The sequence below is a fragment of the Amphibacillus indicireducens genome (assembly GCF_039539605.1).
Lineage (GTDB): Bacteria > Bacillota > Bacilli > Bacillales > Amphibacillaceae > Amphibacillus > Amphibacillus indicireducens.
This window is the reverse complement of the sequence record NZ_BAABDL010000101.1, coordinates 1-21,009: the sequence shown is the minus strand read 5'-3', so window position 1 is coordinate 21,009 and position 21,009 is coordinate 1. Positions and strand designations below refer to the sequence as shown.

Below are 21,009 nucleotides of genomic sequence, written 5' to 3'. Positions count from 1 at the left end.
TCAAAAAACATATTGTATTTTGAATTCATCCTCCAATTCAGTATCTTTTCATAGAACTTTTTACACTACCTAAATTTACTTACTCAACTTTTGCCGTTATATTTTTAGCTTTATATTTAGATTGATTGAGGATAAGACACGAATAATTTTGTTAGTGCTAAGCCCATGATTTCCACTCGAGTAAGGTATGATTAGTAACTATTCGTTACCTAACTATTAATTTTCGCGTGAGTAAGGGCACGATTAGCAACTATTCATGCCACTGCGATCAACGCTCAAAATAAAATATGCAAAAGTTGAGTTACTTAATAACAGTCGATCATTAGTTGTTCATTTCAGTTTCGAGTGATTTTTGATATTCTTTCGGGCTTTTACCGACATGATTTTTAAATTTTTTATAAAAATAATCCATATTGCTATAGCCAACAAGCTCCGAAATAACATAAACCTTCTCTTGACTCGTTGCTAATAAATTCTTTGCCTTCTCAATTCTAACTTCTTCTAAATATTCATGAAAATATTGTCCGGTCTCTTTTCTGAATTTCTTGCCTAAATATGAACGATTATAATTAAATAAATCAGATAGACGCTTTAATGTTAAATCACGTGCATAATATTGATCAATATAAGCAATAATTTTCCCAATACTGTCATCATCAGATGTAATCACAAAACCATTAATCTCTTCAGTTAGAAGCCACCATTGCTCGATTAAATGATCAATTAATTCTGCTAAATTATACGATTGATAGACCAAGTCAACCCACTCATGTTTCGATGGCAGATTTGTGTCTGGGTATTGACTTTTGATCTTTCGCGTAATCAATAATACGAGTTCAAGCATCTCGATTTGAACGTTTTCTTTAATGAGCGCTTGGTTTTGAAAATGGTCAATAATTTTTTCACCTTGTTCTAGTAACAATGAATGGTCTTTAAATTCTATTGCTTGAACAATTTTAGTGCTAATTTGTTGTTGATCTAACGCGGTTAAATGAGCGTATTGATTAAGTGAATGTTGGAACAACTGTTGATTTGAAAAACTATAACCCCGATCCAGTAAATCAGCAATTTGATCAATTGCTTTCTGTGTATCAACAAGATAATTGTATTCTTTTGCTAAACTAGCAGACGCATCGGGATCATGTTTTGCTTGAATGTAACTTAGGATCTCAAGAAGTTCTTGTTCAACCGTCTCTTGATCTTGATTTAAATAAAGTAAATAAATCAGATAATCTTTAAAAATGACTTTTGCAGTTGGACTAACCACATGAATTAACTCATTCTTAATCTGATCCCGTTTACATTTTTTCCGTAATTTTATGCCAGTCAGTAAAAATGGACCAACCTGATTTTTTACATAGACTGAGCGTTGCCACTCCTCAAGCCGACCATCAATCACGGCTCGCCATGCTTGTTCTTCTGTCAAATCATAATAAGCAGTTAATTCAGAATTAATTAGCCGTTCTCCATCAAGAATTTGCTTGATTTCAATTAAAATTTCAACAAGTTCATCCTCATCAATCGGTTTTAGTAAATATGAATGAATTCCTAATTTAATGAGTTCTTGCGCATAACTAAAGCTTGAATAACCTGAAAGAATCACAAACTTACCTGAATAACCTGCCTGTTTCGCCTGTTCAACCAATTCGATCCCTGACATGCCAGACATTCGGATATCAACAAAAGCCAAATCAGGTTTTAACGTCCGAATTAATTCTAGACCGTCACGACCATTTGCACTATCACCACATATCGTAAAGCCATATTGTTCCCAGTCAATTATTTGCTTCATTCCATCCCTAATAATAGGCTCATCATCAATCAGTAAGACTTTATACATGATTTATCCCTACCTTTAATAGTTATTCGTCTGATCTAATGGAAGTGTAATCGTAAGTGTTGTTCCAATCTGGAATTGACTTGAGATCGTCAAGCCATATGCATCACCATAAAAGAGCTTAATCCGTTGATGAACATTACGGACACCAATTTGTTTTCCAGACAAATCTTCCTCTCGATCCAGTCGTTTGTTTAGCTCCTCAAGTTGGTGGGCAGTCATGCCTACACCGTTATCAGCGACAATGATTTTTAAGTGATCACGATTAGGAACAACTGAAATAATGATTTCCCCCAACTCCAAATTGGGTTCTAGCCCATGAATGATGGCATTTTCAACTAACGGTTGAATCAGTAACGGAAAGATTTGATAATCTGAAAAATCGCCATCAATGTTTATTTCATAAGTCAGCCTATCACCAAAACGCATTTGTTGAATTTCTAAATAGGTATTAATTAAATCAAGTTCATCTGTTAGTGGCACTGGACGATCTGTCCGCTCTAAAGCTGAACGCATCATTTTACTTAACTTTCGAATCAATGTCGCGACTTCTTTATCTTGATTAACGATCGCCTTCATCCGAATCATTTCGAGCGTGTTATATAAAAAGTGCGGATTAATCTGACTAGAGAGCATTTTAAATTCTGATTCTTTTTGTTGACGGCGCCAACGTTCTTCCTTAATTTTATGCACATAGACTTCATCTATTAATTTCTGTAAACTTTGCGACGTTTGGTATAACTCACCATACGCCTCACCAATTTCATCATCACCCTTAATCCTAGGTTTAATATTAAATTCCCCTCGAGCAACCTTTGTCATCGCATGTTTTAAAACGTTAATTCTTGAATCAAACACTTGACTAAATAACCAGAATGAAAATACCGAAATGACAAGGGCAAGAAAGATAATCCAATAACCCCGAGTAAAGATGGCATTAGGCTGCTCCATCAACGTTTCCACCGGAATAATCGTCGCTATTTGGAGCTCATTAATTAAACTCTTTTGTGGTTGAAGGCGATGTAGATTAATTGTGACATCCTCACCACGATAATGGTAATCATACAACTGAGTCTCTAAATCATTTTCAGGTAAACCATTTAAAAAATCTGGATAAGTAAACAATAATTCTTGATTATGATTGTAAATAATCCGTTCTTCATCTAAAACAATAAACACATCATGGATTTCACTATCAACGATTTCCTTTAATTTTTCTTGAGAAAGATAGATGGCAAGGACACCTAAAAATTGATCCCTTTCACCATAAACTGATCGTGTTAAAGCGAGATACGACTTGCCTGTCCACTGCTCTTCTTTAATAATCCAATTAATTTTACCGCGATTATCGACCGCATCTTGATACCAAGCTTGACTACTAATCTTTTCATCCGCATAAATAAAATAAGAGTTGGTGATCATTGGACTCGTCATATAAAATTGAATCGTCTCAACCTCATCATAATATTTTAAGAAATCATCAAAAACGGGATAGCTTGAATAAGCATTATACATATCTAATGTCGTTTCATATTCACCACTTAGTAGCAAATCCATATCGCGGCTCATATAAATTAAATCTGAGATTTGTGTGATTCGGCTTAAAACCGTATCGAGTCGAATTTCGATTTTATCTAGATTTGATTCCGTTTCAGAAATGGCATTATTAAGCATGACATTTCGCATCCCAATATTTAAATATACACCAACGAAAATGATTGGAATTGCTGTGACAAGGAGGTAAACACCCATCAATTTATGACTAAATTTTAAATTTAAAATTTGTTCTCTAATCCATCTCATGGTAAAACCTCCTTGTCAAAAAATCTTACAATTTTATTTCAATCATTTTTAATTCATTTGCGACTAAATTTAAACTGAAACTCGCTTGTGACTGATTTGCTAACACAGCATTTGGATAGAGTGGCAATTTAATTTTTAATTGTTTATCGATCTTACTTACTAATGACAACTGAACTTTCGCTCGTTTTAAATCCCACTTTAATTGCTTGACCGTTATTTGATCCGGTAATCGTACACCTGAGAGTTCGCCACAATCAAGATCGCTTGGCAGAGCTTGCAATAAATACAATGTTTCATGATGATAATCCACCAGCATCTCATGAATCACTTGAGGAAAAGCACCATTTCCATCAACATTAAATACTTCTTGATTGTCATAATGGCTCATCATTAATGACGGATAGAAACAATTATTGTTAATCACGAGCATGATCACTTCTTTTATTAATTCAGGCATATGGAATTGTGTCGCACATAAGGCCGTATGCATTCGGCCATGTGTTGAAGTCGTCTCCCCTTCTTCATTCAAGAGCCACGCCTCTAACCGTTTTTCAAAGGCAACCCGACTCGCTTTGAACATTTGCGGATTCGTTTCTTCAGTAAATTCACGACTCTGAAAGATCGGATACAGATGTGAGAAATGGCGATGGTTATAATTCTCCCCCTTATCTGGAGTTAGCCACTCCTTTAAAGCACCTTCTTGATTAATTTGATAGGCTGGCAATCGATCAAGCATTGCTTGCCAAAGCACCAGTTTATCTGATTCGAGACCCAAAATTTGATAACTTTTAATTAAATTGCTCAACACTTCCTTCGCCACAGCTACATCTTGTGTCGCATTATCAGCAGCTCCATTCTCTGCCGAATAAGACGGTGTAAAGCGGTAAGTGCCATCTTCATCTTCAACGAGGAAATCTTGATAAAATAAGGCAACCTCTTCTAAATACGGAACAGCAATATTTTGCAGAAACGATCGATCACCAGTAAAGCGATAATATTGAAAATACCAATGACCAAGCCACCCCGCTCCACACGTCCAAATTTGAAGTGGCCATTCTTCATTCCAATGCAAATGCTGACCATAGTTACTCGCATGAGCAGGTGCCATTATTCCTCTAGAATCATAATAAAACTTTGCATTTTCCCGAAAACCAGGTAATAAAGAATCGATTAAATTGAATAAACCGTGAAGCCCTTCTTCTAAATGACTCGTTAAGGCAGAAGCTATCGAAAGCTGGACATTCGTATCAAATGTATAATCCCCACTCCATGCTGGCTGAAATGTACCACTCCAAATTCCCTGAAGATTAGGCGTAGCAACACCCGCACTACAAATATACATATAGCGACCAGCATCATAAATTTTTTCAATTAATGCCTTCGGTAAATCATTTGACGTTTGAGCATCTGAGATTAAATCTTGAAAACTACGAACACGGTCATTATCGTTTGTTAACTTAAGCTCAACCCGATCAAACAGCTCTTGATGAAGACCTTTATGTCGGTTAAACAATGCCTCATAGCTTACTTCAGCCCAATTAAATTGTCGATCAGTTAATTCAGGAATAATTTTAATGATTAACAAAACGTGATCTGTATTCGTGATTCGCATTCGACCTTGATCAATTTCAATCGTACCATTTGGAGCAACGATTTGACCAACAGTCGTATAACCACCTGATGTTTTTGTGTAATGATAGTGCAAATGAAATCCATCATCTGTCCAAACCAGTTCGCCAGCTAATTGTGGGACTTGGAAAATAGCTGGTGCTAATTCAACCTCAAGTTGATCAGCAGTCGTTTTTAATTGATAAACAATCAAACCATCTGCACGAGAAACAAATGAGCGACTTTGGTAAGTATGTTGATCTGCTTGATAATTAACGGTTATTTCACCTGTTTGGTAATCAATACTTTTCCAATAATTTGACACTGTCGCAACAGCTGTTTTTAGTTGCAGCTGAAATGCCGGATGGTAAGGATCACTCATCGTCAAACCAGGATAGCCCTTGTCAAGTGCCTTTTGATAGTGATACGCCAGCCCGGCTTGATAGCCTTGCTCTTGAATGATCCGTCTAAACTCAGGTAATTCTGCTCTTAAATCCGGCACAACAAATTGATTCCCCATCGGTAAAAACAATTGTGCATGATTGCCAATCAACGTTTCCTCTTTCGGATCGCCAAAAACTAATAACCCCATTTCACCATTTCCCGATAAATATGCCTCTTCCCATTTCTCGGCGGGCTGATCATGCCAAACACCTCTTAAAGGAACTTGTTCTGTCCTCATCGTCATTTAAGCTTCATCCCTTCTTCAGATTATTTTATTGTCTTTAATTTTTACTTCTCCATTAAACTAACAGTTACTTTGTTAACGCTTACAAAGTGATAACACTTTAAATAACCTTAATCTTTTAGTCAATATTAACTAAAATAGACACAGATAAATACTTTGTTAAATTAATTTAATTAATTATTTTTTATTTGTGTCAGATTATATCAAGCGATTAAATATTTGTCTAGCTGATGATGACTCATTTTTCCTCTCTACTCTGAAGTAAACCCAATCAAAATCAAGCTTTCACACTAGTTATACAAGATTTTAACGAAAATTACTAGTTATTTTTATAGATTATTACCTTATCGTTTAGCCAATCTCTCTTTATCACTAGTATTCACCACTACTTATTCCTGTATCAAATGTAACCGTTTTCTGATAAGCTAATAGAAAGATGATTTATTTTGAGCTATTGGAGGTATGACTAATGAATAATCAATTAATCGGGGTACCGTTAGAAGGATTTGCTGAATTTAGTCGTCAAGTCGCTGCTGATGGTGCTGTTTTGTTAAAAAATGATCACGCCACGTTACCGCTTCAACAAGGTGAGCGCATCTCAGTTTTCGGGCGCGTCCAAACAGACTATTATCGCAGTGGTACGGGTTCTGGCGGAAGTGTCAATGTCAACTATACAACAAATTTAATTGATAGTTTACGTGAAAAAAATCAACTCGTAATCAATGAAAACTTAGCGACAATTTATCATGAGTGGATTCAAGATCATCCATTTGATAACGGAGGTGGCGGTTGGGCTGCAGAACCTTGGCATCAAAAGGAGATGCCTCTGACTGACCAGATCGTCAAGGACGCCAGTGAAGAGTCAGATAAAGCCGTCATCGTAATCGGCCGTACCGCTGGTGAAGATCAAGATAATGCCGCTGAACAAGGAAGCTACTTATTGACAGATGATGAGTTAACAATGATCAAACTTGTCACGACGCACTTTGATCGTGTCGTAGTTGTCTTAAATACATCGAATATTATTGATACGAGCTGGCTTGAGCATTATCCAATTCAAGCATTAATTTATACGTGGCACGGTGGGATGGAAGGTGGCCGAGCGGCAAGTGACGTCCTCGTTGGTGATGTGACACCGAGTGGAAAACTACCAGATACGGTCGCCTATTCAATTGATGATTATCCATCATCTGCAAACTATGGTGATGATCTCAAAAATATTTATGCTGAGGATATTTATGTCGGCTATCGTTATTTTGAAACATTTGCTCCAGAAAAAGTTCAATTTCCATTTGGCTCTGGTTTATCGTATACGACATTTAAACTCGACTGCGCACCTGGACGCACAGTCCTCTCAGCAGGGTTGGAGCAGATTGAATTTGAAGTAACCGTTAAAAATACTGGGGAGAATTTTTCAGGAAAAGAAGTCGTTCAAGTCTATCTTGAAGCACCTCAGGGTGAGCTTGGTCAGCCAACACGGTCACTCGTTGCTTTTGCAAAAACTGACTTACTGGGGCCGGGTGAATCAGAGACGTTAACATTGCGGTTTGCGGTTGATTCATTTGCTTCATACGATGATGCTGGGGTGACGGGTTATCGGTCAGCTTATGTGCTTGAGGCTGGTGATTATTTATTTCATATTGGATCAAGCGTCAGACAAACGGAGCGAGTTGAAGTTGATGGGAAAGCAGGTTATCTTGTTTCAGAAACACGTTTAGTCGAACAACTAGAGGAGGCGTTAGCTCCAGTCGAAGCATTTAAGCGACTTAAGCCGGGTGAAAAGTTAGCTGATGGGCGCTATCAAGAGACTTATGTTGATGTACCGACTCGACAAAGCTCAATTAAGGAGAGAATCGAAGCAAGAATGCCGGAGTCGCTTGTACAAACGGGTGATAAAGGCTATAAATTACAAGATGTTGCTGAAGGGAAAGTAGCGATCGAAACATTTGTCGCACAATTTTCCAACCAAGATTTGGCGACCCTCGTTCGTGGTGAAGGAATGGTTAGTCCACTCGTTACACCTGGAACTGCCTCAGCTTTTGGTGGTGTCAGTGATTCATTGTTAAACTATGGGTTACCTGTTGCTTGTACGGCAGACGGGCCATCTGGGATTCGGATGGATACAGGACAAAAAGCAACCCAAGTGCCAATTGGAACATTGCTCGCTGCCACTTGGGATCAAGCTTTAGTTGAAGAACTTTACGTCTATGAAGGAAAAGAGCTTGTTCGCAATCAAATTGACATGTTATTAGGGCCTGGAATGAACTTAAGACGCCATCCGCTTAATGGGCGTAATTTCGAATACTTTTCTGAAGATCCATTTTTAACTGGCATGATGGCAGTTGCAAATTCACGTGGGATTGTCAAAGGTGGCGCCCATGCGACACCAAAACATTTTGCCGCCAACAACCAAGAACAATCACGAACGAAAGTTGAGGCAGTCGTCTCTGAGCGTGCACTACGTGAGCTTTACTTAAAAGGGTTTGAAATGATTGTTAAAGAAGGTGGCGCAAAAGGGATGATGACAGCATATAATCCAATCAACGGGCACTGGACAGCATCCAATTATGACCTTAACACAACGATTCTACGCGGGGAATGGGGCTTTGACGGGATTGTGATGACTGACTGGTGGGCACATATGAACGATCCGATTGAAGCGGGTGAAGCTGACAGGAGAAATACTCATCATATGGTTCGAGCACAAAATGATCTCTATATGGTTGTCGCGAACTACGGAGCAGAAGTGAATGCGAGTGAGGACCGGACGATCGACGCGTTAGAGGCTGGCACGTTAACTGTTGGTGAATTGCAACGATCCGCGATTAATATTTGTCAATTTTTAATCGAAGCACCTGTCTTTAATCGTAAGCAAACGTTTGATGACTCATTTGGAAAACTAGCACCGACTCACCATGAGCAGCCAGAACAAGTTCACCACTTGGCGGAAGATGGAGTAGTTACCCCATCAGCAACATCAACTGTTTTCTTTAACGTTGAAGAAGCTGGTAAATACCGAATGTTTGTTGAGATGTCATCGCCAGGAACTGACCTTGCCCAAACAGCGTGTAACATTGTGATCAACGGCGAAATCGTCGCAACCGCACAAACAAACGGCACAGACGGAAAATCAATTAAACGTAAACTACCAAAGATTGAACTTGAAGCTGGTTTATACGAATTAAGCCTAGATTTTACTAAACCAGGACTAGAAATTGAAGCGATTCAATTTGTTAAAATAGATTAAGTCATTTTAAATCCAATGAAGCAGGTCATCTGAATTGTCTCAAACTAGACTTTCAAATGACCTATTTTTTTGATAAGCCTTGAAAATTATTTATTGAGTGAATAAAACTCCTCGCCATGTATATACTGTATATACAAACTTAAAAAGGCGTGATATGATGATAAGAAAGGAGAAGTGAATATGAGAACAACTGCACAAAAGTGGGGAAATTCAATTGGGGTTAGAATTCCAAAAAGATTAGCACAAAAATACGGGATTTCTAATGGTTCAGATGTTAAATTTACTGAATCAGAAAAAGGGATTTTTATCGAACCAATTGAAGGTGAGCCAACATTAGATGAATTATTAGCCAGAGTAACAGATGAAAATAGACATGATTATGTTGATTGGGGCAAGCCAGAGGGGAATGAAGTATGGTGATGAATGCACCTGAGAAGGGTGATTTGGTTTTATTAAACTTTACGCCACAATCAGGTAGAGAACAAGCAGGATATCGACCAGCGATTGTCATCTCCCCTAAAAAGTTTAATGAGGTACTAAATTTAGCAATAGTTTGCCCGATAACTAAGCAGAAAAAAGGTTATCCTTTTGAAATTGAGTTACCTATTGGATTAGAAGTTGATGGGGTTATTTTGACAGATCATATTAAAAGTATTGACTGGAGATCAAGAAATATGAAAGTTGTGGGTAAGGCTCCAGATGATGTCTTTGATAAGTGTATAACCCGAATCCATACTTTCATAGACTATTGAGCATTGTTTAGATAAAACATTGCTCATTTTTTATTGAAGAGTGTTGATCACTCCAACTCAATACCGTTAATTTAACATTCACTTTGAGATTAAGAGCAAAAAACAATACTAGCTATCAAGTTGAAAAACTGAATAGCTAGTATTTTTATTTTCTATATTTAGTTTGCTTCTGTGAACGTCCAGTAATCAAAGTTGAATAACTGATCGTCTCCTTCACCAGTAAATACAAAGTAAACATCGTGAACACCTGAGACGCTATCAACATCTGTCTCAAAAACAGCCCACTCTTCTTCCCCACCAGTCGGACTCACTTCAAGTGTACCAATCAGTTCACCATCTGCACTACCTAGGCGAACCTCGATTGTACCACCAACAGTCGCTGCAACATTGGCGGCAAAAGTTTTCGCGCCATTTGAACCAAAGTCAACTTGAGAAACAGCGATCCAGTTGCCGGCATGAATATCTGTCACATGAAGATTCATATCCTCTAACATACTGCCTGGTGCTTCTGAGTCTTGCGTCGCTATTCCAGCACTCCACGCAATCGTCTCTGCTTCAATTCTTTGATATGGATTCAAGTTAGCGATTTGCTCGACCCCTTCCATATCAGCAATCGTATCAATAATATTACCATTTCCATCATACTCAATTTTATTGATATGTGGCGAGCGGTAGCCCTGTACTGTATCCAATGCTTTTCCTAAAGTCTGTGCATGATAGGCAACATATGATTGACCTTTGAATTCAAAGAAGTCTTGGTGGTTATTACCCCCGACACCAAAGAATTCAGATCCATTTCTTAAAGCAACACCTTGATAAGTAAACGGCCCCATCGGATGATCACTCATCATATAAGCAATATCTGCATATCCCGGATCATCGTCTCCACGTTCTCCAGAGAAATTCGTACTATACGTGTAGTAATACTTCCCATTGTACTTATGAATCCCACTCGACTCAAAATGGTAAGGTGAATCGATTAATTGTGCCTCACCAACTGTGTCAATCATGTCATCGCTCAGTTTGATCACCCTTGCAGTTTGTGGGTGTTCAGCTTCTTCTTGAGTAGGTTCCCCACCACTTGTTGGAACGCCTCCGCCATAATAGAGATAACCATCCCCATTATCATCAATTAAAACAGCCGGGTCAAAAATCCACAGCACACCTTGAGTACCTGGTGTACTGCCATCAATTAAGGCTCGACCAATCGGATCTTCCCATGGCCCTAGCGGAGAATCTGCTTGCAACACGCCAATTCCCGATCCATTATTAGAGAAGTACATGAAAAACTTATCTTCCCCATCAATTTCTTTATGACCAACAGCAACAGCCCATGAGTTAACCGCCCACTGCGCCTTACCATTTGGACCAGCAACCGGAACCTCTCCATGATCTGTCCAGTTAACCATATCTGCCGATGATAAAACAGTGATCGTATTAATCCCAGCATAAGAATTATCAGCGACATTTCCATGTGCATCATATTCATATTCATCACTCGTTAAATACACATAAACTCTGCCATCATAAGTCATCACGTTTGGATCGGCACCAAATTTATGACTCACAAGCGGATTATGATTGCCAGGCGTCCTAGCAACTGCTTCAGTACCTTCATGAACAACACCTTGAGCTTGTTCACCAGAAACTGCTCGACGTGCTTTTCCAAACGTCACTTGATCAACATAGAAATCCATTAAATCAATTTCTGGATCTGCTGGATCAGCAAACGATGTTTCGATAAAAATAAATCCTTCAGATAGATCTGCATCTTCTGGAACAGTATAAGTCCCTTCAATTAAGCCCCACTCACCTTTGGCAATTGTTGAAGTCCCCATCACATCGATGCCTTCCCAACTCGGACCATTCTGAATGTTATAATTAAATTCTTTTTCATCAGGACCTTGATCGTACTTCACCCACGCTGAAAATTCATAGTTTGTTTCAGCTTCGATCATTCCCGTGATATCTTGTTTTGGCCCATTCGTTGAAGCCTTTCTTCCAGAAACAAGTAAACTATTTGAACCACTGTAAGCTTCTTGATCAGTGGCCTCTACAACTGCATCACCATAGTTTTCCCACGGATCAAGCCCCGCTTCGAAATCACTATTTGATAATAAATTAGGAACCTCTGAAATATCAACAAATGAGACATCATCAACATAGAAGTCCATTAAATCCGTCTCTGGGTCTGCTGGATCTGCATAAGACGTCTCAATAAAAATAAAGTTTTGTGATAAATCGGCATCTTCAGGAATCGTATACGTCCCTTCGATCAAACTCCATTCGCCTTTACTAATCGTTGAACTTGCCATCACATCAATGTTTTCCCAACTCGGTCCATTTTGAATATTAAAATTAAATCCCTTCTGATCCGGTCCGTCGACATACTTAATCATAGCTGAAAATTGATACGTCCCACCAGCCCTAACCTTTTCAGTAAGCAACTGTTGTGGTCCATCAACCGTTGCCACGCGATCAGTCACTAATAAACTATAAGAACCACTATGTGCTTCCTCATCAGTAACCTCAATCTGCGCAGAACGATAATTGATCCACGGCTCCCGCCCATCTTCAAAGCCACCATTTTCAATTAACTCTTTATTACTTTCAATCACAGCTTCTGTATCTTCGGTTACCTCTTCTGTCGGTTCATCCACTGGATCCTCTTCCACAGCCACCTTCGAATCATTTGAATTAACTAATAAAACAATTGTAATAATTAATCCAACAACTAATAAAATAATGCCTATCATTTTAATTTTATCATTCAAAAATTTTCACCCCCATCATATTCTGCCTATTTAATACCATTCTATAAAACGATTAGATTAGATGTAACCGTTTGAAAGCTAGATTTAACCCGATATATTCTAGCTATACTTAAATAAGCAGAATAAATAATAGCAGAACTCAAACTTTAGGACAAAAAAGGAATATTTTAATCATTAAAAAATAAAAAAATTATCAGAGATGTAATGAATAGAGCTAATCGTGCCCTGTCTCATCGGAAATTCGTCATAGGGGGAACGAATAGCCCTTAATCGTACCCTGGCTCATCGGAAAATCATTCTAGAGGTAACGAATAGCACTTAATCATACCCCGTCTCATCGGAAAATCTTTCTAGAGGTAACGAATAGCACTTAATCATACCCTGTCTCATCGGAAAATCGTCATAGGGGGAACGAATAAGAGCTAATCATCAGGTATCTAACTTAAAATTGCCTTGATATCCAATGAATAACGACAAATCATTAGGCTTTACTGATAAAGATCCTTAGATACCGGACAAACACAAAGTCATCCACAACTAACGGATTTTATAATTTTCTATACAACAAAAAATCGACACGATGATGTCGATTGAGGAAATGGAGTCATAGGAATGATTTAATTAGAATAGTACATTACTCACCTTTTGATAATTGAAACATGCCTATTACACTAAAAAACATTGGGCTCAGAATTAATAAAGTCATCGGGATACTCGTATCTGAAAATAAACTAACGACAATTACAAAGATCGTTACTAATACAATCAAAGCCGTCATGATTTTTACTAATAAAAGTTGTGCTTCTCTTCTACTTTGATTCATCATATCACCTCTCATTCAATAATGATTTTTGCCATCGAGCCAACTGTAACTTAAAAAGAATTGCTGGAACCCAACAAAGAATGCCTATATACATGATCGTTGGCCTTAGCAAATCATTCGTGTGATACAGTAACACTTGAGACGCTATAATGATCATAAAGCCGATAACAATACCCGCTATTTCAAGCTTGCACTTGAATTTAGACCGCCCAGGAATCGCTTCGGAAAGTTGAAAGTGTAGTTTTACAATATAGACCTTAAAAGTTGAGATCATCAGCACAACGAACAATATTAAGGTCATTTTTTGATACTTATAAACCAAGTTTAAAAATGGAAGTAAACAAATTAAAATTAGGCCAATCAAAGTCTGCATACCTGATGTGCTAATTAACGATCTCAATTTTTCCGCATTTACTTCTTGTGGCAACTTAACTGGCTCCTCCTTAAACTCAATTAAATTCAGACTCTTTAGAATAAAAAAGTAAACCCCTAGATTAAGCATAAACAGGACACCTGTACTTATAAGTGATATGACAAAATTTAAATCAAAGAATAGATAAAATAAATGACTGATTAAAACAAGCGACCGCAAACTAAACTCAATTGTCGCTAACCATTTAACACGCTTGCTATTTGATTTAAGTGCCCCTTCAAAAAATGCAGTTGAAAATGAAAATACAATGAAAAATAGCATCTGCACTAAAAATTCTGGGTCATTAAAGTGATGATAAACAATCTTGTGTAAAAAAATTAAACAATAGAAAATAAATGCAAATATACTGGTTGATCTTAATTTTTCAGTCACCCGAGTTCTCCTTTTTAGTTACTCACTTTATACTCTGAATCATAGGATTTATACTGGCGATATTGTTTTAGCAAAGCCAAGTTAATCTGACCAAAAATGGCGACCATGGTTAACATAGCTACAAACAATATAATTGAAGAAAATGATAAATTAGATACGATTAAAAAACCAATCGTCTGATAAAATAGAATGACAAATAAAATAAGCATCGAGAAAAATGGGATAACAACACCAAAAAACCAGCGCCTAATATTTTTCTTACTAAAAATGATTTCAACAGTGCCATCCGTTTCTAACTCAAGCTTTTTAGATAATCGAACGTAGCTAGTCTCACCAGTGATCACAAATTTTCTTGGTATCTGATTACATTCAAAACTCGGTCCACCAAAAAACTCAAGCAAAATATACAAAAGAAACACAAAGCCATTTCGCTTGTAAAACCGATTCGTAATCACCACCTTGCCATCAACTATTTCAGAATCATAATAAGCATTAGACAACTCCACAGGTATATTTTCCATTTGCTAACCTCACTTTAAAATTAAATTACTTATCGAATTATGAAATTCATTCATCTAAACTAAATTTTTTGTACGAGCTTCTTTGGTCATTAGTACTAAATACATCATGAAAAAGAACGAATAAATTCCAAAAAAAACGAGTGAACCGATGAAAAATTGACTGTTCATATGGATATCCAATTTCTCAATTCCAATACTGAGGATAAATAAAAAGTAGATTATATAAGGCCAGACCAATAAAAAAATAATTTTTTTATCCCTTTTTAATAGATAAAACCATGCACTAATCATAATAATAGTAGACATAAGTAATATGATTATAATTCCAAAGATAAACATTGTTTCACTCCTAGTTTAGTTATTCATTTCTTTATTGAAATGCTTTTTATGGACTTTGTCTGCAAAATAGACAATTCCAATCCCTTACCACTCATATTTATTTGGGTCTCTTAAATAGTCCTTAACTTCTTTTTTATATTTCCTGATTCCAATAAAAACGAGCGTCCATGTCAATGTGATGATACAAATACACAGACCACTCAAGATCGCTAGCATATTTAAGCGATCATATTTTCCATCAGCAATATCAATAAATAACCATAAATATGGAGAGATACAAACGATGGTCAGAAATACTGGTGGAAATAATTCAGGTCGATAGCTCTTTTTAATTTTCTTTAAATCCTGCTCTTTATTACTCATCATTTTTCACCTTCCTAATTACAGCCACCTAAATATACGCCCGAATGTAATTTTTCAGTTCCTGTGGTGTGCTAAATTGGTTGTCAATCTGATGAACCTTGCCATTATTTAAAAATAAAATCTCGTCCGCAAGTTCCTGAGCGATATCTAATTGGTGCGTAGAAACGACGATTGTTTTACCAGCTTCTTTCACACTTTTTAACACATCCGTAATCACTTCTGCAGTAATAAAATCAATCGCAGCAAACGGTTCATCCATTAATATATATTGATAATCCAATAATAGACCAATAATCAAAACGAGCTTCTGCTTCGTTCCTAATGAATAGGTCGCAATCCGCTCTTCCTTGTAGTCTGTCATCTTTAATCTATCAAGTAGCTGATCAAACTGTTCACAATCGAAGTGCTTTTCTTTCAAAGAAAAAATCAGCTCAGTAAATTCAAGTCCAGTCAGATTTAAGTAAAAATGCATCTGATCCTGAATATAGAGTAATTTATCCTTAATTTGCTCTTGATCTATAGTCAGATTACTTTTCAAAAAGCCACTTAAGCAGTTAAACAATGTTGTTTTGCCAGCGCCATTCACACCTAACAAACAGTAGATCACACCTTCTTCTAACCTGAATGACACTTCATCGAGAACAATTTTTTCATTATCATATGAAAAGGACAATTCATTTACTTCAAGCATCTACTCAACCCCTTCGTTCGATTTAAATTTTTCAAAATCTTTGTTGATAAATAGATGGAAACAGTAGAGCACAATTAACATTAGTAAGACTAGACCTTGGAAGATAAACAAGCTCTCAATCGGACGATTAAGTGCCTGACCAAGCAGAATAAAGAAAGCTAAAATAAGACCAAAATTGATGTATGAGATCAACTCACTTGGATGATTCATCTGGTTTGCACTTTTCACAATCCAAAGGCTCCATGCTTTGACGAAAATTAAGAGTTGCCAATAATTAATAAAATAAATCAAAGATACAGTGTATTCACCCAAGATTAAAAGGGTGATGATAAAACCAGCATAAATAATCGTTAATTTAGGAAAAACAATAGCTTGTAGTAATCTCGTTTTAACATGAACTAATTGCGATTTTGAAATGTCAATGTGATAGCTTTTAGCCACATCAAGGTCATTTTCAAAACCTGTATACTCTTTATTTGGCATAAGTATGAACCCATTAAAAATGATATATATAAGGAAAAAGACAAAATAAAACCGACTCATAAAGATTTCAAGATTTATCTCAGAAAAGTCAAGGAAGAAAAAAGTCATCATTCCGATATAAGTTAGATGCATCAAGCCGTGCATGACCAACGTTACCTTACTATGTCTGATCAAATGTTTAATATCTTTTTCAAATAATATTTTTTGAATTTTTGATAAGCCAAAACCGTAAATTCTTACAAGAATCCGCTCTAAATTTCTCGTCTTTAATTCAAAACTTAAATCACGATTACGCATTAAGATTTTGAAATTTAACCGATTGATAAACAGACTTGAAGCAACTGAGAATACCGCAACAATCGATATGACTGAGTAAATATATGATGGATCAATCTGATATAATTGGTGAGCTTCTCGATTCATCAGAACATTTTCTAACGCTTCAAATACTGGTTCTGACGCTGAAAATGAAAACCAAGCTATAAAGCTGATAAAGCCAACAAACAAAATAACTTGCCAGGTTTGTAGCGTTAACCGCCCCCATGTATTCATCCAATATCGAAGCCAAATCGCCCCCGAAATCTGCAGATTAATAAGAAGTAGAATTAAAATAAACAAAAGTAATACAAGATAAACTCTTTCAATAAAGAAGCTAAGAAAAGTAATCGTGAATATAAAACTCGGGAGCTGAAACTTGATCACAAAGAAAAGTAATCGTAGTTTAATAAATTGCGCTGTTTTTTCTGGAATGAATTTCAACAATGCCTCAGTATCTAATTTGCTTAACACATTTCGTTGCGCATAAAATTGGACACCGACAGCGACAAGAAGATTGATACCTAAAACCACCATAATCATACCTTTTGGATCGTATGTTCTCAGCAAACCAAGAGTAACAGCCGAAATAACAGCTGATAAATTAGGCAAAATATACACGTAAAATAACTTCTTTAAATTTTTATAAGAATGTAAACCTCTGTCATTACCAAGTTCAAGTGCTAGGATTCTTGATATCATCTGCAGTTACTCCGATCGATATTTTGTGAGTTTTTAATATAATCTATACTTATCGTTTTTCCTTGTTCATTAAATAGAGTGAAAGCATAATCATCGCTAACCCAACAAAGCCGATTATGCCGCTATAAAGTTCGTCTATAATTATCGGTAAAATATACATAGATAAGATGCTTAGAATGAAACCAATGATAGCTAGAGTTAAATTAAGTTTTTTCATTTGAACTAAAACCCACCCTTTTATTGTCTAATGTGGTTAAGCTCTTTTGCTGATCAAAATTAATTTTGATCTTGGTTTTAGAAGATGTGTCATATTAAAATTTGTTCATCTCAATTTTTCACTCAAACGGTTTTAATCAAATCTAACAGTCGGTTATATCTCAAATACTGATAAATAACACCTGTCAAAATCAAATAGACGGGTAATAATATCAGCAATGAATAATAGCCACTAACTTGAATTGCACTCACAGATATAACAGTTAAAAACACACAGACAGCAATCGCAAATAGAATTAACAACCGATAAGCCAGTCGCCAGTTTTTAATTTCCTCCGATCGTTTTGCCACCGTGTAATTAAGTTGCTTATTGATTTGAACTGACAATTTTTTATCGATCTTGACTTGTAAATTAGCATTTTCATTAACATCAAAAACCGCAATATATAATGGTGGTCGCAGATCGGTATCCAATACAAGTGAGAGTATACCTTTCCACCAACTCGAAAAAGCATCTGTAAAAATAGTTAGCACACCGTCATGATTCGCATACTGATAGTCATCACTGATCGTTAATTTCATCTCGATTCCACCTCGTTAAAGATTGATGTAAAAGAAAAAAATAACCAAATAAATAAAAGGGATTGCAACAGCAATAAGCAATGTGAAAAAGAAATACTGCAGATAAAATAGTCGATATGTAGTCTTGGCAAACTTAAATACTTCTTGATCATAGTTTTTTTCAATATAATTCAGTCCGATTCGGCTCGCACGTCGCTCTTCTGCTAACCCAAAATAGAACCTCAAGATCGTCGCATAAGCAAAGTAGATAATACAAATCGTTGCAATACTGAATAACAGAGTTGAAGGACCTTTTTCATAATCAAGTAGAAATGCAGAGAGAACAAAGAATGGAATAACAATCAAGCGATTAAAAGCAATCACTACCGTTGAAAACCGAAATCTTTGCCTACTCTTCTCACTCGAATTTATCGATAAATAATGTCCCGCTTCATGTAGTGTTGCAAGGTGAGCGTGAACAGTTGGTGAGGTAAAATCATTGATCGCGATGATGTTTTTTAATGGATGATAATAATAATTCTTCGCCTCTATGATCTCAAGATCCGTTTGTTCAGATACTAGATCGTCCTGTTTTAAGTTCAGAATTTTCATTAAGGCAGAATAAGAATCAGTTGATAAAGTCATTTTCTTTCCCTGATAAATATAAATTCGAGCGACAATATCTGAAATGACAGTTAATACAAAAATGAAGATAATTGTGATCAAAAATACTTTCGGCATCGAAGTGATCCTCTCTTAGTCACGTTTTACTTGCATTCCAAATCAAAATAAAAACACTTATTCACTTTGACGTTTTGATTTCACATAGTTAATAGCTCCGCTCAGTAGATAATATAAAATAGAATAGACAAGAAGATGGAGAGCTATATAGTCAACTGAATCTCCTGTAACTTTGCTAAATAAAAATGCCACCAGTAAAATTAATATTCCCGCCTTAATTGCTTCTTTGATTACTTTTTTAAAAAATGATAATAAACCTTTTTCTAGCATTTCTCTTCTCCCTACGATAAATAACACTTATTAGTCTTTAGTAAACTATCAACACTACAAAGTAATTCATGCTCGTAACGATTGATAGAGTTAGAGTATAGGCAAAAACTTTATCAAATCGCTTTTGATTTAATGTGCCTTTCTTCGCTTGTTTATGAATTCCCGGAACAAGGATGTACCATATTAAAGCTGCTTTCGATAAATTAGAAATGACTAAAATTATGCCACTAACAATAACAAACAGATTGGTATCTCTTTGTTCAAAAAGCTGTTTTGATGTTAAATCTGTTATAATCCACAAAAAAATCAACATGAAAACTAAGCTATTCACTCTAGTAAAAACTTTCTTCAACATATTCATTCGCTCCAGTTTAGTGAATAAAATCACAAGTTATTATTTATACGTTCTATGATTGTGAAAATTAAAGTTATAGGTATTACATGTAGGCCACTTAAAATAGATCAGCTGACATTTTCCTTTTTAGCTAGTAATGACGCAGTAGAAAAAGCTATAATAATAATTAATACATCTTCAATTAGTTGATTTATCTATTCAGGTATCAATAACATTGCACCTAGTGTAATGCTTAATAAAAGAATCCAGATCCCTTTGCCCTTGCCTTGTAAAAGTTTTTTATCAAAAAAATCTAGAATAACTGCGACTAGTAGCCAAGTGAGCACTCGAATGATCACTTGTATCACCTCGTCTTTCCTGATAGATCATTTTAATATTTTAATTCTCATCATTTTCTTCATCTGGAATCCTAATTAAGATGATAACAATTGCGATCATACTAAACGTATAACCTATGTTGTCGAACCTATCAACTTTCAGATGGAAAATAAAAATCCCTACTAAATAAACCAGACAAACGCAAGCATTCATGCAATACAAAACCAACCTGTGTTTATTGGTCTTTTTACTCATGATCGACCTCGTTTTTAATTTAGCTATATGTATTGGTTCAGTTCATTTATTAACAGTTACAAATACAAAAGTTACCTACTTAGATTTAAATTACCACTCTTTCCATTCTAAATCAATAACTTTTTTCCGAAAAATCTGACTTCAGTGATTGTTGTTATTCAAACTACCTATAAGCACATAAATTTGGAGTTCAATAACGACAAAATTAGTCTGCTCATTTAGTATCCTTTTTTCAACATGTGGCGAAAATAACTGAAACAAAATACAATCATTCCAATTACAAGCATCATTTTAAAATAGACTCTTTTAAGCACCGTTTTTCCCTCTTTTCCTCGATTAGTGTCTTTCTGATTAAAGTAAGACTTCTTGACAATCAACAAGCTGCCTACTAAATAGATTGGAAATAATATTAGAATATAGGTAAGGTTTTTCGTTAATAACTCTTCTTCCACCAGGGGCTGTGAGCCATAATTAGTGTCTACTGAACAAATACTATTCTTCTAAAATAGTCTGTCTTAGAGTGGGAATAATCAATTTTAATC

The 21,009-nt window shown here is 36.0% G+C and carries 17 protein-coding genes; 3 read left to right on the top strand and 14 right to left on the bottom strand.

Annotated elements, in window-relative coordinates; all coding sequences use genetic code 11:
- Positions 1-322: 322 nt before the first annotated feature.
- The 3 genes from ABD814_RS09435 to ABD814_RS09425 are packed head-to-tail and all read right to left on the bottom strand — an operon-like array spanning position 323 to position 5,936.
- Positions 323-1,840, bottom strand: coding sequence for a response regulator transcription factor (locus ABD814_RS09435; protein ID WP_344912531.1), 1,518 nt, complete (start codon positions 1,838-1,840; stop codon positions 323-325).
- A 15-nt stretch (positions 1,841-1,855) separates the two neighbouring features.
- On the bottom strand, positions 1,856-3,640 hold the full coding sequence (locus ABD814_RS09430) for a sensor histidine kinase (protein ID WP_344912529.1): 1,785 nt from the start codon (positions 3,638-3,640) through the stop codon (positions 1,856-1,858).
- 25 nt (positions 3,641-3,665) lie between these two features.
- Positions 3,666-5,936 (bottom strand): glycosyl hydrolase family 95 catalytic domain-containing protein, encoded by a 2,271-nt coding sequence (locus ABD814_RS09425; protein WP_344912527.1) that lies wholly within the window; start codon positions 5,934-5,936, stop codon positions 3,666-3,668.
- 469 nt (positions 5,937-6,405) lie between these two features.
- Here ABD814_RS09425 and ABD814_RS09420 point away from each other — a divergent pair, with 469 nt between their 5' ends.
- The 3 genes from ABD814_RS09420 (at position 6,406) to ABD814_RS09410 (ending at position 9,935) form a co-directional block, all read left to right on the top strand.
- Positions 6,406-9,183 carry a glycoside hydrolase family 3 protein gene (locus tag ABD814_RS09420; protein ID WP_344912525.1) on the top strand — a complete coding sequence of 926 codons (2,778 nt, stop codon included), beginning with the start codon at positions 6,406-6,408 and terminating at the stop codon, positions 9,181-9,183.
- Positions 9,184-9,363: 180 nt separating this feature from the next.
- On the top strand, positions 9,364-9,603 hold the full coding sequence (locus tag ABD814_RS09415) for an AbrB/MazE/SpoVT family DNA-binding domain-containing protein (RefSeq protein ID WP_344912523.1): 240 nt from the start codon (positions 9,364-9,366) through the stop codon (positions 9,601-9,603).
- Positions 9,603-9,935, top strand: a complete 333-nt coding sequence (locus ABD814_RS09410; protein WP_344912534.1) for a type II toxin-antitoxin system PemK/MazF family toxin — start codon at positions 9,603-9,605, stop codon at positions 9,933-9,935. Before ABD814_RS09415 ends, ABD814_RS09410 begins: the two co-directional genes overlap by 1 nt.
- A 158-nt stretch (positions 9,936-10,093) precedes the next feature.
- Here the strand turns inward: ABD814_RS09410 and ABD814_RS09405 are convergent, their stop codons facing one another.
- From ABD814_RS09405 to ABD814_RS09355, 11 genes are all read right to left on the bottom strand, one after another.
- The gene (locus ABD814_RS09405; protein WP_344912522.1) at positions 10,094-12,709 is read right to left on the bottom strand and encodes a carbohydrate binding domain-containing protein; all 2,616 of its coding nucleotides are present in this window, start codon (positions 12,707-12,709) and stop codon (positions 10,094-10,096) included.
- A 634-nt stretch (positions 12,710-13,343) separates the two neighbouring features.
- Entirely contained in the window at positions 13,344-13,532 is a 189-nt protein-coding gene (locus ABD814_RS09400) for a hypothetical protein (protein ID WP_344912520.1), read from the bottom strand.
- A gap of 4 nt (positions 13,533-13,536) precedes the next feature.
- The gene (locus ABD814_RS09395) at positions 13,537-14,337 is read right to left on the bottom strand and encodes a hypothetical protein (protein WP_344912518.1); all 801 of its coding nucleotides are present in this window, start codon (positions 14,335-14,337) and stop codon (positions 13,537-13,539) included.
- Positions 14,338-14,351: 14 nt separating this feature from the next.
- Positions 14,352-14,858, bottom strand: a complete 507-nt coding sequence (locus tag ABD814_RS09390) for a hypothetical protein (protein ID WP_344912516.1) — start codon at positions 14,856-14,858, stop codon at positions 14,352-14,354.
- 423 nt (positions 14,859-15,281) lie between these two features.
- Positions 15,282-15,563 carry a hypothetical protein gene (locus ABD814_RS09385; RefSeq protein WP_344912514.1) on the bottom strand — a complete coding sequence of 94 codons (282 nt, stop codon included), beginning with the start codon at positions 15,561-15,563 and terminating at the stop codon, positions 15,282-15,284.
- Positions 15,564-15,588: 25 nt separating this feature from the next.
- Positions 15,589-16,251 (bottom strand): ATP-binding cassette domain-containing protein, encoded by a 663-nt coding sequence (locus tag ABD814_RS09380; RefSeq protein WP_344912511.1) that lies wholly within the window; start codon positions 16,249-16,251, stop codon positions 15,589-15,591.
- On the bottom strand, positions 16,252-17,751 hold the full coding sequence (locus tag ABD814_RS09375; protein WP_344912509.1) for a hypothetical protein: 1,500 nt from the start codon (positions 17,749-17,751) through the stop codon (positions 16,252-16,254). It lies immediately after the preceding gene.
- Between the two features lie 339 nt (positions 17,752-18,090).
- Positions 18,091-18,549 carry a hypothetical protein gene (locus ABD814_RS09370; RefSeq protein ID WP_344912507.1) on the bottom strand — a complete coding sequence of 153 codons (459 nt, stop codon included), beginning with the start codon at positions 18,547-18,549 and terminating at the stop codon, positions 18,091-18,093.
- Positions 18,550-18,564: 15 nt separating this feature from the next.
- Complete coding sequence (locus ABD814_RS09365) at positions 18,565-19,269, bottom strand: hypothetical protein (RefSeq protein WP_344912506.1); 705 nt, start codon at positions 19,267-19,269, stop codon at positions 18,565-18,567.
- A gap of 57 nt (positions 19,270-19,326) precedes the next feature.
- The gene (locus ABD814_RS09360) at positions 19,327-19,539 is read right to left on the bottom strand and encodes a hypothetical protein (RefSeq protein WP_344912505.1); all 213 of its coding nucleotides are present in this window, start codon (positions 19,537-19,539) and stop codon (positions 19,327-19,329) included.
- Positions 19,540-19,576: 37 nt separating this feature from the next.
- Complete coding sequence (locus tag ABD814_RS09355) at positions 19,577-19,894, bottom strand: hypothetical protein (RefSeq protein WP_344912503.1); 318 nt, start codon at positions 19,892-19,894, stop codon at positions 19,577-19,579.
- Positions 19,895-21,009 lie beyond the last annotated feature (1,115 nt).

Coding starts and splice junctions, on each gene's coding strand:
- ABD814_RS09400 (WP_344912520.1), bottom strand. CDS start 13,532: ATGAATCAAAGTAGAAGAGAAGCACAACTTTTATTAGTAAAAATCATG.
- ABD814_RS09430 (WP_344912529.1), bottom strand. CDS start 3,640: ATGAGATGGATTAGAGAACAAATTTTAAATTTAAAATTTAGTCATAAA.
- ABD814_RS09390 (WP_344912516.1), bottom strand. CDS start 14,858: ATGGAAAATATACCTGTGGAGTTGTCTAATGCTTATTATGATTCTGAA.
- ABD814_RS09435 (WP_344912531.1), bottom strand. CDS start 1,840: ATGTATAAAGTCTTACTGATTGATGATGAGCCTATTATTAGGGATGGA.
- ABD814_RS09410 (WP_344912534.1), top strand. CDS start 9,603: ATGAATGCACCTGAGAAGGGTGATTTGGTTTTATTAAACTTTACGCCA.
- ABD814_RS09375 (WP_344912509.1), bottom strand. CDS start 17,751: ATGATATCAAGAATCCTAGCACTTGAACTTGGTAATGACAGAGGTTTA.
- ABD814_RS09370 (WP_344912507.1), bottom strand. CDS start 18,549: ATGAAATTAACGATCAGTGATGACTATCAGTATGCGAATCATGACGGT.
- ABD814_RS09380 (WP_344912511.1), bottom strand. CDS start 16,251: ATGCTTGAAGTAAATGAATTGTCCTTTTCATATGATAATGAAAAAATT.
- ABD814_RS09365 (WP_344912506.1), bottom strand. CDS start 19,269: ATGCCGAAAGTATTTTTGATCACAATTATCTTCATTTTTGTATTAACT.
- ABD814_RS09415 (WP_344912523.1), top strand. CDS start 9,364: ATGAGAACAACTGCACAAAAGTGGGGAAATTCAATTGGGGTTAGAATT.
- ABD814_RS09420 (WP_344912525.1), top strand. CDS start 6,406: ATGAATAATCAATTAATCGGGGTACCGTTAGAAGGATTTGCTGAATTT.
- ABD814_RS09385 (WP_344912514.1), bottom strand. CDS start 15,563: ATGATGAGTAATAAAGAGCAGGATTTAAAGAAAATTAAAAAGAGCTAT.
- ABD814_RS09360 (WP_344912505.1), bottom strand. CDS start 19,539: ATGCTAGAAAAAGGTTTATTATCATTTTTTAAAAAAGTAATCAAAGAA.
- ABD814_RS09355 (WP_344912503.1), bottom strand. CDS start 19,894: ATGTTGAAGAAAGTTTTTACTAGAGTGAATAGCTTAGTTTTCATGTTG.
- ABD814_RS09425 (WP_344912527.1), bottom strand. CDS start 5,936: ATGACGATGAGGACAGAACAAGTTCCTTTAAGAGGTGTTTGGCATGAT.